Source organism: Pseudoalteromonas sp. MT33b (assembly GCF_014117385.1).
Lineage (GTDB): Bacteria > Pseudomonadota > Gammaproteobacteria > Enterobacterales > Alteromonadaceae > Pseudoalteromonas > Pseudoalteromonas lipolytica.
Genome location: NZ_CP059831.1, coordinates 216,104 through 228,963, shown reverse-complemented (window position 1 = coordinate 228,963; position 12,860 = coordinate 216,104). Strand labels below are relative to the sequence as shown.

At 43.4% G+C, this 12,860-nt stretch carries 12 protein-coding genes and 1 riboswitch; of the genes, 6 read left to right on the top strand and 6 right to left on the bottom strand.

Going from position 1 to position 12,860, the window contains the following annotated elements:
• Positions 1-123 precede the first annotated feature (123 nt).
• The 3 genes from H3302_RS01120 to H3302_RS01110 form a co-directional block, all read right to left on the bottom strand.
• Positions 124-1,194, bottom strand: coding sequence for an OmpA family protein (locus H3302_RS01120; RefSeq protein WP_075594171.1), 1,071 nt, complete (start codon positions 1,192-1,194; stop codon positions 124-126).
• A 470-nt stretch (positions 1,195-1,664) separates the two neighbouring features.
• A complete protein-coding gene (locus H3302_RS01115; protein ID WP_182396015.1) occupies positions 1,665-3,077 on the bottom strand; it encodes a YdiU family protein in 1,413 nt (470 codons plus the stop codon).
• Between the two features lie 8 nt (positions 3,078-3,085).
• The gene (locus H3302_RS01110) at positions 3,086-3,781 is read right to left on the bottom strand and encodes a DNA-3-methyladenine glycosylase I (protein WP_074989659.1); all 696 of its coding nucleotides are present in this window, start codon (positions 3,779-3,781) and stop codon (positions 3,086-3,088) included.
• A gap of 182 nt (positions 3,782-3,963) precedes the next feature.
• Positions 3,964-4,159: riboswitch (Lysine riboswitch) on the top strand.
• Between the two features lie 137 nt (positions 4,160-4,296).
• Between H3302_RS01110 and dapA the strand changes: the two genes are divergently transcribed.
• The 5 genes from dapA (at position 4,297) to H3302_RS01085 (ending at position 9,588) form a co-directional block, all read left to right on the top strand.
• Complete coding sequence (gene dapA, locus H3302_RS01105) at positions 4,297-5,181, top strand: 4-hydroxy-tetrahydrodipicolinate synthase (RefSeq protein ID WP_182396012.1); 885 nt, start codon at positions 4,297-4,299, stop codon at positions 5,179-5,181.
• 14 nt (positions 5,182-5,195) lie between these two features.
• Positions 5,196-5,936 carry a 2,3,4,5-tetrahydropyridine-2,6-dicarboxylate N-succinyltransferase gene (locus tag H3302_RS01100; RefSeq protein ID WP_036974123.1) on the top strand — a complete coding sequence of 247 codons (741 nt, stop codon included), beginning with the start codon at positions 5,196-5,198 and terminating at the stop codon, positions 5,934-5,936.
• The gene (locus H3302_RS01095) at positions 5,936-7,141 is read left to right on the top strand and encodes a PLP-dependent decarboxylase (protein ID WP_075594173.1); all 1,206 of its coding nucleotides are present in this window, start codon (positions 5,936-5,938) and stop codon (positions 7,139-7,141) included. Before H3302_RS01100 ends, H3302_RS01095 begins: the two co-directional genes overlap by 1 nt.
• 5 nt (positions 7,142-7,146) lie before the next feature.
• Positions 7,147-8,265, top strand: a complete 1,119-nt coding sequence (locus H3302_RS01090) for a succinylglutamate desuccinylase/aspartoacylase family protein (protein ID WP_180311305.1) — start codon at positions 7,147-7,149, stop codon at positions 8,263-8,265.
• 285 nt (positions 8,266-8,550) lie between these two features.
• Positions 8,551-9,588, top strand: coding sequence for a phospholipase A (locus H3302_RS01085; protein WP_074989655.1), 1,038 nt, complete (start codon positions 8,551-8,553; stop codon positions 9,586-9,588).
• 64 nt (positions 9,589-9,652) lie between these two features.
• On the opposite strand, the gene H3302_RS01080 is transcribed toward H3302_RS01085, so the two are convergent.
• Positions 9,653-10,546, bottom strand: coding sequence for a bifunctional GNAT family N-acetyltransferase/hotdog fold thioesterase (locus tag H3302_RS01080; RefSeq protein WP_036974132.1), 894 nt, complete (start codon positions 10,544-10,546; stop codon positions 9,653-9,655).
• A 229-nt stretch (positions 10,547-10,775) separates the two neighbouring features.
• Between H3302_RS01080 and H3302_RS01075 the strand changes: the two genes are divergently transcribed.
• The gene (locus H3302_RS01075; RefSeq protein ID WP_075594175.1) at positions 10,776-11,465 is read left to right on the top strand and encodes a spermidine synthase; all 690 of its coding nucleotides are present in this window, start codon (positions 10,776-10,778) and stop codon (positions 11,463-11,465) included.
• Here H3302_RS01075 and dtd read toward each other — a convergent pair whose 3' ends face one another.
• Positions 11,466-11,903, bottom strand: coding sequence for a D-aminoacyl-tRNA deacylase (dtd, locus tag H3302_RS01070; RefSeq protein ID WP_036974137.1), 438 nt, complete (start codon positions 11,901-11,903; stop codon positions 11,466-11,468).
• On the bottom strand, positions 11,891-12,844 hold the full coding sequence (locus tag H3302_RS01065; RefSeq protein WP_036974139.1) for an alpha/beta fold hydrolase: 954 nt from the start codon (positions 12,842-12,844) through the stop codon (positions 11,891-11,893). Before H3302_RS01065 ends, dtd begins: the two co-directional genes overlap by 13 nt.
• Positions 12,845-12,860: the final 16 nt, after the last annotated feature.

The following is a 12,860-nucleotide window of genomic DNA, read 5'->3' as shown; positions in this document are numbered from 1 at the left end:
GTGAACTGGGGTAGGTATTTTTGCAGATTGGCTTAACGACTTATCCTTATGAGCACACTATTTTAACCATAAAAAAACCCAGCACTTGGCTGGGTTTTTAAAATTAGTCGCAAAGGTTAATTATTAACGCTCTACTTTTACACGCTCAATAACGCTTACGTGTGCTTCTACACGACGGTTTTCAGCATGTGCTTCAGCTGTATTAGCTGGGTTTTTAAGGCGCTCTTCACCTAAACCAACAGTCGTTAGACGCTCTGCATCGATACCATCTTCAATAAGTTTCTTAGCAACGGCATCAGCACGTTTCTTAGATAACCACTTGTTGTAGTCAGCTTTACCTACAGATGAAGTGTGACCTTCAAGTAGTACTTTAGTGCCTGGGTGCTCTTTTAAGAAAGCAGCAGCTTTAGCGATGTCATCTAAGTACTGTTGAGACACTTTAGATGTGTTGTTAGGGAACGTGATTAGTAAGCTCTTCGTTACTTCACGGTCTTCATATAATGTACAACCCGTGCCGTCAACTGCATCAGTCATCGGTGTGTTAGCACATTGGTCGTCAGCATCAGGGATGTTATCACCATCGCTGTCTACAGGCTCAACAGCAACAGGAACAACTGTTGGAGCTGGCTCAACTGGCTCAGCTGAAGATTCTTGAGCACCAAAAATGTAGCTTAAGCCTAATTTAGCGCCTACATCTGTATAACCACGGTCAAGACCTTGGTATAGAGACGTTTCAGCGTTAAATGCGAAATTGTCAGTGAAGTAATGTTGGTAACCAGCACCTAGGTTAGCGAACATTAGGTCTTCGTCAACTGCATCAAGGTTTTTCAAACCGAAGATACCGTAGAATGGGCCACCACCGAAGTGATATAAACCATCGATACCGTAACGCTTACCGCTTTCTGAACCGCTCATAGTCGTGCCGTCGTTCAGAGCTACGCTGTAATCAAAATCCATATCAGCATACTCAAGACGAGCGCTCCAATAATCGCTGAAGCGATAACCTAGCTCTAAACCCCAACCTGTAGAGTCATCAACATCTAGGCCACCTGGCGCGAAATCGCGAACATTTTCCCAAGACGCATCATAGTAGTCGCCAAATGCACCGATATAAAAACCTTGTTTTTCGGCTGCGAAGCTTGATGCACTAGTTGCAGCTAATGCTAAAGCAATAGTAAGTGATTTTAATTTCATTGTTTCCTTCCCATTTTCACAATTAAAATTGTAGCTAAGTCATCCCAGCTCAATCAGTTTAAACAGAGTAGTCGACTAATAGTTAATCAAAACTTAACACACTCGGTACAGAACAAATATCTTGCCGAGTAATTTCAGTCAATTACCCATAATAATAGGTTATCTAAATAACTTTGCATAACAATGCCTTTAGATCGCTTTGTTAAAATCAGACAAAAGCTGCTTTTTCCGCCTAATTTACTGACCTCAAAACCGATTAAAGTCCATTCCCAATTACACTATTATATTGGTTATTTTTAAATCAACAAGTTGAAAGCAACTTTATTTGTAAATATTCGTTAAAAAGCAAAACTTTAGTGCTATTTTATTGATATAAATCATATCACTGGCAGCTACCTTGCTCAATCGGCGAACACTTAGATTTTAAAAAATGAGCATTTACAGCTGCAATATATTGTTCAACATCGCCCTTAAGTACCACAAAAAGTCTGGTAATGACTATCCCCATCATGAGGGGGCTGGTACCACGCTGCTAATCGCTCTTCATAGCTATACGGGTTTTCTAAGACTTTCAACAACTCACCTATCGATGAACTCGTGCCCGTTTGCTCATATTCAGTCAAGATCATTTCAATATTATGATTACGTGGAATGACTGCAGGATTAACAGCGCGCATCACTCCGCAACTTTCACCCGAAATTCTTAACCGCCATTTACAAAGCCATTCTTTTAAACTACCCGGGAGCGGGAAATCTGTTCGTAATGACTCTGTCAGCGCATTAAATGTGTTCGTGTAATCAAGTTTATGTTGTTTCATCAAAGTGAGTAACTCTGAAACTAATGCTTGATCGCCTGCCTGCTCGCCATCTAAACCTAACTTTAGTCGCCACATGGTATCAAATGCCGTGTTAAACTTAGCAGCAAAGCCATTTATAATCGCTGATAATTCACTGAGCGCACGTTCCTCATCTTTAAAAAGCGGTAATAAGCTTTCTGCAAGACGCGCGCAATTCCAATTTGCAATAGTTGGTTGATTACCAAAAGCATAACGTCCTTGGTGGTCAATAGAGCTAAAAACTGTTTCTAAATCAAACTGATTCATCATTGCACACGGGCCATAATCAATGGTTTCACCACTAATTAATGTGTTATCTGTGTTCATCACACCATGAATAAACCCAATTCGCATCCAGCCCACAACAAGCTCAATCTGCTTATCGATTACCGCCGCTAAAAAGTCTGTAATACGCTGCTCACCTTCACTTTTAATATCAGGAAAATGACAACTAATTGCGTATTCAACTAACTTTTCAAGTCCTTCAATATCACCCTGAGTTGCTAAATATTGAAATGAACCAACACGGATATGGCTATTCGCGACACGCGTTACAACGGCACCGGGTCGTGGGGGTTGTCGGTAAACAGTTTCTCCAGTCGTTACAACAGCAAGGCAACGGGTAGTTGCAATATCTAAGGCCGCCAAGGCTTCACTCATGATATATTCACGTATGGCAGGGCCTAGTGCACAACGACCATCTCCCCCACGCGAAAAAACCGTTGCACCTGCACCTTTTAATTGCAAATCCCATAATGCGCCATGTTTATCTTCAATGGCACCAAGCAAGTGCGCACGACCATCCCCCAAACGCGGCGAAAAATGACCGAATTGATGACCCGAATAGCCAAGCGCCACAGGCTTTACAGCGTTATCTACCTCTGAGCCACTTAAACGTTTTGCTAAAAACTCAGGGTCAGTGCTAATGTCAAACTCGCGGGCTAAATTAGCATTAAATAGCAATAAGTTCGGGTCAGAAACCGCTGTTGGGGTGTCTTCAATTGCTAACAGATCACTAATGTCTGTATATCGGGTGTGCAGTTTCATATTATTCCTTAGGGTGTTGCAATGCCTACTCGGTTATCACCCACTCCATAAGCAACTAATTGACTCAGTGCTTGCAGGCTATAACCACTTTGCTGCTGTAGTTCATTGAAAAAGTTCTGCGCCGCTTGCTGTGATTTTTTGGTCTGCAATCCCCCATCAATGAGCTGATGAGCACGAAGATAACTTTCCACATCTCGCGAGAGCAAAAAGGTATCTTTTCCCATCGCGCGCAACGCATAAGGGCCGGTGTTCCCGCCTAAGCGTGCGCCATGCTTCTTCAAGTAAGCCCATAAACCAATAATGTTGTCGCTGGGCCACTGTGCAATAAATTGGCTAAAGCTTGCATTTTTTTCAGCGACTTCATGGATCATGTAAGCATTTTCAGGAATTGTTTGCACTTTTTTGAAATTGCGAATAATTCGCTCATCCATCGCTTTTTGTTCGAGCATATCAGGTGGCATCATCAATAGTTTTTCGACGCTAAAGTCCCAAAATACTTCACGAAACCCCGCCCATTTATTATTGATTACAGACCAATAGAATCCACTTTGAAATACCTTACGAGTGAACTCCTCCAACCATAAATCATCCGCTATGTTAGCAATATCAGCATCATCGAGCGGGTTTGATAACAGTGCATGCAGCATTTCTTCACTGCCTTTTCTTTTAACGGCTCGTTGATAAATGTCGGTAAACTTTTCCATCATTCTTCCAATTCGTCTGCTTCGTTCTAAGTGTACGTAAAAACGAAGTTATACGTAACCCGATTGCTTAATTGGTCAATAAAAAACAAATCCACCGCCTTGACACCTAGAAGGCTAAAATGCTTTAATCAGCGCCAATACCCTATTTCATTATGTTGGCTTTAACGTTAAAGCGAGCATAAAGGGCTGGAAGAGGTGCGTTATTCAGGTAGCGTATGGGAAGAGCACAGACTCTGTTGATCATACGTGAGGGGAAATTAACGCCGAGAAGTAACACCGTTTGTGAGGTGCTTATTTCGGGCGACTGGGCTGAATCCCAGCGACTGTCACCAACAATAGCAATGCTATTGATAAGTTTGGTGGAGAGCTTCTGGTCTTAGTATAATAAGGCCGTCGCGTCTTTATTATTTTAAGCCCATTCGCTCTTCGAATTATACCTTGTTCGAATGACGACATGCGGCTCCATTCAATTGTTTCCGCACTGACTCTTCGAATACCTTATAAGTTCGTGAGAGATGATCAACAATTTTGATTTAAACGACTATCCATTATGGACAGCGCTAATCACGCCATTTTCTGAATCTGGCGAGGTAGACTACATCGCCCTTGAACAGCTTGTGGCTGAACAACAAGCTGCCAACAATGGTATTTTATTGCTGGGCAGTACCGGTGAAGGGCTTGCTCTTTCACTCAAAGAACAACAAGCCATTGTTGAACACGTATGCCAGCTAACCCCTAGCGTACCGCTTATGGTTGCCGTTGGTGGTATGAACCTTAAGCAGCAAGTTGCGTGGGTCGAGTACTGTAATCAACTGCCTATTCATGGCTACTTGTTAGGTTCGCCACTGTATGCAAAGCCTGGCGTTATTGGCCAAACTCATTGGTTTGAAAGCTTACTAAATGCGAGTAAACACCCATGTATGCTATACAACGTACCTGGACGCAGTGCTGTTGAGATTTCACCTACCGCCATTAAAAACCTCGCCGATCATAAAAACCTGTGGGCACTTAAAGAAGCCAGTGGTGACATCGGCAAGTTTGAAGGCTTTAGAACGGCCTCACCTAAGCTCGCCATTTTTAGTGGTGACGATGCACTGATGCCATATTTTGCGCAAGCGGGTGCTAAAGGCTTAGTGTCAGTGGCGGCGAATGCATGGCCAAGTCAAACTCATGAGTTTGTTAAACGAAGTTTAAGCGGTCAACATCCCAATTTATTCACCGATTGGTCTAGCGCAATTCAAAGCTTATTTGCTGTCGCAAACCCAATTCCCGTAAAAGTACTGATGCACCTGCAAGGTAGAATAAACACCCCGCAATTACGTCCACCGCTGACTCATTTAGAGCTTGAGCATACAGACAGCATCACCCACGCAAACAATACAATTTTATCTTGGAACTAAAAACAGGTTTTATCATGAGCTGGTTAGCATTATTAAATAACTTAGAATCGGGCACAGTACGTGCCGCAACACAAGACGAGAATGGCAACTGGCATGCCAATATTGAAGTAAAACAAGGCATTTTAGAGGCCTTTAAAAATGGCACAAACACGGAGTTTCCTGGTGGATTTGTTGATAAACACAATTTAGCCCCTCAAGGCTTTGCCGCAGATGCAGGTGTGCGTATGGTCCCTGGCGGTAGCAGTGTTCGCCGAGGTGCGCACGTTGCTAAAGGCACGATCATTATGCCACCCGCGTATGTAAACATCGGAGCATTTATTGATGAAGGGACTATGGTCGATAGCCACGCTTTAGTAGGGTCATGTGCACAAGTGGGTAAAAATGTTCACCTGAGCGCAGCGGTTCAGTTAGGTGGCGTACTTGAACCAATTGGTGCCAGTCCTGTGGTTATTGAAGATGATGCATTTATCGGCGCAGGTTGTGTGATTGTAGAGGGCGTTGTCGTTAAAAAAGGCGCAGTGCTTGCACCGGGAGTCCGCTTATCTGCGACCATTCCAGTCTATGATTGCGTGAACGAGCGCCAATTAGAAAAAGGCGAACCAATCCCTGAGTACGCTATTGTGATCCCAGGTTCTCGCCCTGCTTCCAATGCATGGGCTCGCGAGCAAGGCCTCAGCATGTCATGTGCGCTCATCGTAAAATACCGTGACGAACAAAGTGACGCGTCATTGTTATTAGAAGAGGTTTTACGTTAATGAGCTTTTTGAGCACGCCCATCAAGCAAGCAGTTGAACAAGTTTCAGCGCACCTTGATACGCCATTTTTTATCTATGACCTTGATAAATTAACGACACATTTAAAACAACTCACAGCCCAAACCGATGTGAAACTGTGGTATGCCGTTAAGGCTAATCCCCTGTCTCGCATTATTCAGTGTTTAGACAGTGCGGGGTTTAATTTTGATGTGGCGAGTAAAGGTGAACTTGAGCAAGTACTTGCTCAAGGCATCAATAGCGAGCGCGTGCTCAACACAGGGCCAGCAAAGAGCCCTGCACAAATTAGTCATTTTATTGCGCGAGGTGTGCGTATTTTCGTCGCCGAGAGCATTAACCAAGTCCGTTGGCTAAACGAGCAAGCCACAAAAGCTAACTGCCAACTGCAAGTATTATTGCGTGTACAACTTCGCTGGCCAGACAGCGAAAAGAACCCGCTTGGTGGCGATAGCCTCACTCCTTTTGGCCTTGGTTGTGAAGAGTGGCACGCGCTTAATGTCAATGACTACCCAGCACTTAAGGTTGATGGTTTGCATATTTTTCAGTGGGGCAACATGCTCAGCACTGACAAACTGGCAGCGCTTTGGCGCGCTATGATCCAGCCATTACAGCAACTAGCACGTGCATTACGCATTGAACTTAACATACTCGATTTAGGGGGCGGCTTAGGCATCCCTTATACTCAAGATGCCAGCCGATTAGACTGGTCAGCACTTATCGAGACCCTTGCCAGCATTAAAGCTCAAGCCGGTGTAGCAGAACTTTGGATGGAATTAGGCCGTTATGCCGTAGGTGAATGTGGTCATTACGCAACACCTGTGGTTGAGCGAAAAGAAAACTATGGTCAACAGCAAGTGATTTTATCGGGCGGGATTAATCACCTGCTTCGTCCTGCGGTCACAAACCAAGACTTCCCAGTTACAGTATTGCGTGAATCACAGGCTTCACTGACAACAATGACACTCTATGGCCCACTTTGTACCGCGCTTGATTGTTTAGGTGAACATACATTAGCGAATGACGTAGATGAACATGACTGGCTCATATTCAGTCAATGTGGTGCTTATGGTTTCACAGAGAGTATGCCGTACTTTTTATGCCATGAACTTGCTGCCGAATACGTCATTGAGCAAGGCAACATTGAATGTATCCGCAGCGCTGAAGATGCCAGCTATTATTTAAGGTAATCACCATGAGTAAAGAGTTAATTAGCCAAGAAAACATTGTCGTCGGCGAAATTGCGAATGGCTTACCATTGACCATCCCAGTCTATCGCTTAAAAGGCGATGGAAGTGGCCCAAGCGTTTACATTCAGGCCAACATGCATGGTGCAGAAGTACAAGGTAATGCCGTTATTTACCAGCTACTTGAACAATTAAAAACGCTTAAACTGCGCGGTGATATCACACTTGTCCCTTATGCAAACCCGATTGGCTGTAACCAAAAGTCGGGGGAATTTACATTAGGTCGTTTTGATCCCATCACAGGGACCAACTGGAACCGTATGTATCGCTTTAACAACGCGTTACCTGCCCAGATTGCAGAGCAGCATGCATCAAGCAATGAAGACACGATCAGAAGTGCTCTTAAAGACGCGTTAGTCGCAGATATCAATGCACAACTAAACGGCCCAGATTACAGCTTAACAACGGGTAAACGTATCGCGCTCAACTTACAAAAGTTGGCACATCAAGCCGACATCGTATTAGACCTTCACACAGGCCCAATCTCAAGCCAGCACCTATATTGTCCAGAGTATGCCAAAAACAGCGCACAATACTTCAATATTGAACATGTATTGCTCATACCTAATGACTTTGGGGGTGCGATGGATGAAGCAAGCTTTTGCCCGTGGTGGTCTTTATCTGAAGAGCTTGCTAAATACGGACGCGAACTTTCAGTACAGGTCGAGGCTTTTACTGTTGAGCTTGGCAGCCAAGAAAAAATTGATTTGAGTGCCGCCCTTGAAGATGCACACAGTATTTTAAGCTACTTGACTCATAAAGGTGTATTTGTTGATGCAGCGTATCAGCCTAAAGCGATGACTCGTTACGGTTGTATGCTCGATGACTACATTGCTTACTACGCCCCGATGGGCGGTATGGTCGAGTACTTAGCACCGTTAGGCGGTCATATCAAAGCAGGTGAGCCGATAGCCCATATTTTACGTATGGAGCGCTACTTATGTGAACAACCACTGCAAACACTCAGTTTTGATAAAGACGCGATTGCAATATTGCATTTCGCATCAGCGAGCGTAAACCAAGGTACTGAGCTTTATAAGTTCTTTACCAATGTCTTTGAGCTGTGATTAAACCCAGAGCTCATTCCTTCTCATTGCGTGAGAGTCAACGGCCAACAGGATTCTATCCAAAGGCCGTTATATTAGAGCCCCAAGCCTAGCTTGGGGCTCTCTATTTACAATAGCGTTTAACAAGTCCTCGCCTCTGTCAATTCCACCTTACCTAAACTGTGTTTAAACTCGCCGATTAAGGGGTAGAGATAACATTTGTCCACAATTCAGTACAAGTTCACGGCGAGTTATGTAAAAATCACTATACTGATCACACTTCTACATCTATTTAAAGGAATCGCAATGGGATGGCGTATTTGGCTAGTTGCCGCGAGTTTATTTTCTGTACCTGTTTTAGCCCAAACCGAAGAGCAAAATACGAATGAGCAAGATGATGCGCTCGAATTAGTTAAGCAATGTATATTAAATGAAGCGATTGGCGGAGATGGTCAGCAAACTCTCGAACAGCTGCGCAAGAAATGCTCCGATCTAGACGAAAGCAAAAAGCTGACCGCTCTGGATAAGCGTAAAGCGCGTGAAGAAGTGAGTAAAAAGAACCGCAATGTCATCACCCCCCATAAACGTAATTACATTTTACCACTTTCTTATGTGTCTGATCCGAATGTTCGCCCGTTTGATGGTTTAAAAGAGTTGGCTGATGACGCCGATGGCGAGCCACTTGATAACCTAGAAGTTAAATATCAATTATCAATAAAAGTGCCTATTTTTGAGGGTTTTTCTGATAAAGACCAAGGCGTATTTTTTGCTTTTACCATGCAATCATTTTGGCAGTTTTATAACAAAGATATTTCATCACCCTTTCGCGAGACCAACTACGAGCCTGAAATATTCTGGATAAACTACCTTGATCCTGAGCATGTACTTTGGGGTGATGAAATGGCGATAGCCATTGGTGCATCGCATCAGTCTAATGGCCGCAGCCAGCCAAACTCACGTTCATGGAATCGCATATACGCTGACTTTTTATGGGAAAAAAACGGCTTTGTATTTAGCTTTAAACCTTGGTACCGCATTCCTGAAGACAAAAAAGATAACGAGTTAAAAGCTCGCGGCGATGATAACCCCGATATCTACAAATACATGGGCTACTTTGAATTCTCTGGGGCGTATCGCTACAACGAACATGAATTTAGCTTTATGTCGCGTAATAACTTAAATTCTGATAATCGCGGTGCAATCCAACTTGATTGGTCTTTCCCGCTGTGGGGACGGTTACGTGGTTACGCACAATATTTCAACGGTTATGGTGAGAGCCTAATTGACTACAATGCCGATATAGAGCGTTTTGGTGTGGGTATTCTTTTAACAGACTTACTGTAAGCAACGCATTATGAGCCTTTAACAGCGAGCAACTTAGCGCCCGCTGTTAAAGGCTAAAACTATGCTATTTTTTTACGATAAAGTGCCCTTCAAACTCAGCAACTAACACATCGCCATCGTACACATTCACTGGGACATGGTAACTTGCTTTACCATTTGATTCTAAATCAGCTAACTTCCCTTTGCAGCCTTGCAACTCAACACGGCCTCGGGGATCGTTATTGAGAGGTTTTAGGTATTTAATGTTCGCATCAGCTAACACAATATTTCCCTCAAGACCGGCTTCTTTTAATGCAAGATAGGTTGCTCCCCACCCTGTTAATGTCGCTAAACTGTATATGGAACCGGCAAACATCGTGTTATGTAAGTTTAAATTGGCATCTAAATCAGCACGGGTCGTAAACTGCCAGTCAGTATAACTTTCAACTTTAATCCCCATTGCATCACTGATTGGAATTGATTCACGCCACGTATTTTGTAGCACTTGTGTCCAATTAGGGTGACGGAACCAACCTGGCTCAGACGGCTTTTGTTTCACCATTTTCCAATGCTGTACATCATTGTAAGCCAAATGTGCTTTTTCTTTTACTTCATAACCGTGGCGTTTATAGAAGTCGAGCGCCCGTTCACGCGCAAATAAGACTAATTCATCGGCATCTTGTGTCCATGCTATTTTTTCGAGTTCATGCAACAAACGACTACCAATATGCTGATTACGATTACCCTCAGCCACAGCCATATAACGCACTTGTGCTTGTTGATGATTATTGAAGTGCAGACGCGCTACCCCCAATACCTCGCCATCATTATTTTTGATAAAGCGGTGCTCTGCGTCTTGCTCTAAGTCATCTTGCTCAGATCCACGCGGCTCGCCCCAAGGTGCTCTTAAAACTTGCCAACGCAATGAATAATACGCTTGCCAATCTTCGCTACTTTGTGGGGTGGTCACTTTAAACATAAATACTCCTGTGATAGTTAAGCCACTGTCTGTTGTTATTTTAACGTGGCCTGACGAATGCAAATTACGATACGCGATCTTCACTCAAGTTGGAATAATACTTTGGTGACCCAACCTAAATTATTATTTAAGGCTGTAAAAACTACTGCACAATTGGCACTTTAAGTGTGCTGGTCTATGCTGAAATAATTGTATTATTTTTGTAATTCAACCGCTAAAGGCCCGAAATATGGAACATTTTTTAGAACCCAGTGGCGCAGTGAAACACAGTTTTATTGAGGAATGCCACCGACTCGGGCAGCTTATCTACTGGCATAAACAAGGTAATGACTGTATTCAAGTAAGGCAACTAAATCAGCTACGTTGGTTATTAATTAATGAAACCTTGCAATCTGTTATTGAAAAACGCCGGCCAGCTCGATTATTTTTCCCACATTTACAATACCTTGCAAAACGTTGGCAAGAACTCGAAGCACCTAAAAAAGTGCTGGAACTTGGCTTAGGGGGTGGTGCAATTCGTAATTATCTACAACACACTTACCCTCAAAGCCAACTCACTTCGGTAGACAAAAACCCTGATATTATTCATTGCTATAAACGCTATTTTGGCGGAAACCATGCCAATAACCTGCGCTGTTTTGATGCCCAACAGGTGTTAGAACAAGGCAATGAATACAATTGGATTATCTTAGATTTATTTAGTGAGGTAGAAGCGCCACTGTTTTTATACAAACACGCATTTTACGCAAAACTTCGGGCTGCAATGGCTAAAAATGGCCGCTTGTTTATTAATTTTTTATCGAATCATCCATCACAATTAAAACAACTTGAGCATTTACTGATCACCGAATTTGGTAAACGCCCAAGTATTGAAAAAATACCCAACTACGTTAATCATATCGTTATGATCAGAAAGTAATCACACAGATAAGTTAAAAGTAACGGGCCCATCATTACACAAGCTTACCTGCATATCAGCAGCAAACTGCCCTGTGGCAACTCGTAAATCGACCGCTTTGGCTTTTTCTACAAAATATTCGTACAACGCATTGGCTTGCGCTGGGGTAGCTGCACTTGAAAAGCTTGGCCGCATCCCCTTTTTGGTATCAGCAGCCAACGTAAACTGCGACACAACTAATAGCTCACCTTGGATGTCTTGCAAGCTTAAATTCATTTTTCCTTGCTGATCAGTAAAAATACGGTAATTACTCACCTTGTGCAAAAGCTTTTCTGCCGATTGCTCTGTGTCATGTTTTTCAACCCCTAATAACAACAGAATACCTTTTGATATTTCACCAACAACTTCCCCATCTACCTCAACTTTAGCCTGGGTTACTCTTTGAATTAAGCCTTGCATTGATCCCTCGATAACTTGATATACATTAAATCTGCGGCACGTCGCATGGCCGCCAAATATACCTGATTATCACTGCTGTGCCCAACCCCATCTAAAATAAGTAATTGCGCATTAAGCTGCTCTGCTAACTGTTGTACCGCACTGTACCTGCACACTAAATCAGCACGGCCATGAATAAACCAAATAGGTAAATGAGCAAGTTCTTTGCAGTTTTCTGCTATAAATTTTTCTTCGATAAAGCAATGATGTCGAAAATAATGCACCATGAGCGTAGCTTGGTTTAGGCCAACATGAGGTTCATGTAAACTCCAGTTTATTAATGGTTCACCATGACAAAGTACCTGCTCCCATTGACACCAACGCTTAGCATACTTACTGGCCTTGATTTGATCATCACAGGTTAACTGCGCATGGTAAAAATCAAGTAATTCATGCCAGTTAGAATACTGATGAGCAAACACTTTAAAACATTCGGGATAAAAGTGAGCACCAGCTCCACGCGTCGTGTAAAGCCACTCAAAGTCACTGTCACAGGCTAAAAAGCTGGCACGCAAGATGAGTCCTGCCACGTGTTCACGGTGATGAATCGCGTACACTAAGGCAAGCGTCGCCCCCCACGATTCGCCACACACAAGCCATTTGTTAATACCTAATTGGGAACGCAAAAACTCCAGATCGGCGACTAAGTCCAAGGTGGTATTTGCCTTAGTTGCGTGCGGCGTTGAGTGACCACAGCCGCGTTGGCTAAACATGATCACCCGATAACGTGCGGGATCGAAAAATCGGCAATTTTCAGGCCGAAGACCCGCCCCCGGCCCCCCATGACATAACACAACCACCATGCCTTGAGGATCACCGTATTCTTGAACATGTATTTGATGTCCATCACCCACGCTTAAGTGATAGTCACGACTTGCATTGTACTGTGGATATAACTGCACCTCGCTCTCCTTAGGT

What these genes read in the sequence shown, in the direction of transcription:
- H3302_RS01120 (WP_075594171.1), bottom strand. Translation starts at nt 1,194, where the DNA reads ATGAAATTAAAATCACTTACTATTGCTTTAGCATTAGCTGCAACTAGT.
- H3302_RS01115 (WP_182396015.1), bottom strand. Translation starts at nt 3,077, where the DNA reads ATGAAACTGCACACCCGATATACAGACATTAGTGATCTGTTAGCAATT.
- H3302_RS01110 (WP_074989659.1), bottom strand. Translation starts at nt 3,781, where the DNA reads ATGGAAAAGTTTACCGACATTTATCAACGAGCCGTTAAAAGAAAAGGC.
- dapA (WP_182396012.1), top strand. Translation starts at nt 4,297, where the DNA reads ATGATCAACAATTTTGATTTAAACGACTATCCATTATGGACAGCGCTA.
- H3302_RS01100 (WP_036974123.1), top strand. Translation starts at nt 5,196, where the DNA reads ATGAGCTGGTTAGCATTATTAAATAACTTAGAATCGGGCACAGTACGT.
- H3302_RS01095 (WP_075594173.1), top strand. Translation starts at nt 5,936, where the DNA reads ATGAGCTTTTTGAGCACGCCCATCAAGCAAGCAGTTGAACAAGTTTCA.
- H3302_RS01090 (WP_180311305.1), top strand. Translation starts at nt 7,147, where the DNA reads ATGAGTAAAGAGTTAATTAGCCAAGAAAACATTGTCGTCGGCGAAATT.
- H3302_RS01085 (WP_074989655.1), top strand. Translation starts at nt 8,551, where the DNA reads ATGGGATGGCGTATTTGGCTAGTTGCCGCGAGTTTATTTTCTGTACCT.
- H3302_RS01080 (WP_036974132.1), bottom strand. Translation starts at nt 10,546, where the DNA reads ATGTTTAAAGTGACCACCCCACAAAGTAGCGAAGATTGGCAAGCGTAT.
- H3302_RS01075 (WP_075594175.1), top strand. Translation starts at nt 10,776, where the DNA reads ATGGAACATTTTTTAGAACCCAGTGGCGCAGTGAAACACAGTTTTATT.
- dtd (WP_036974137.1), bottom strand. Translation starts at nt 11,903, where the DNA reads ATGCAAGGCTTAATTCAAAGAGTAACCCAGGCTAAAGTTGAGGTAGAT.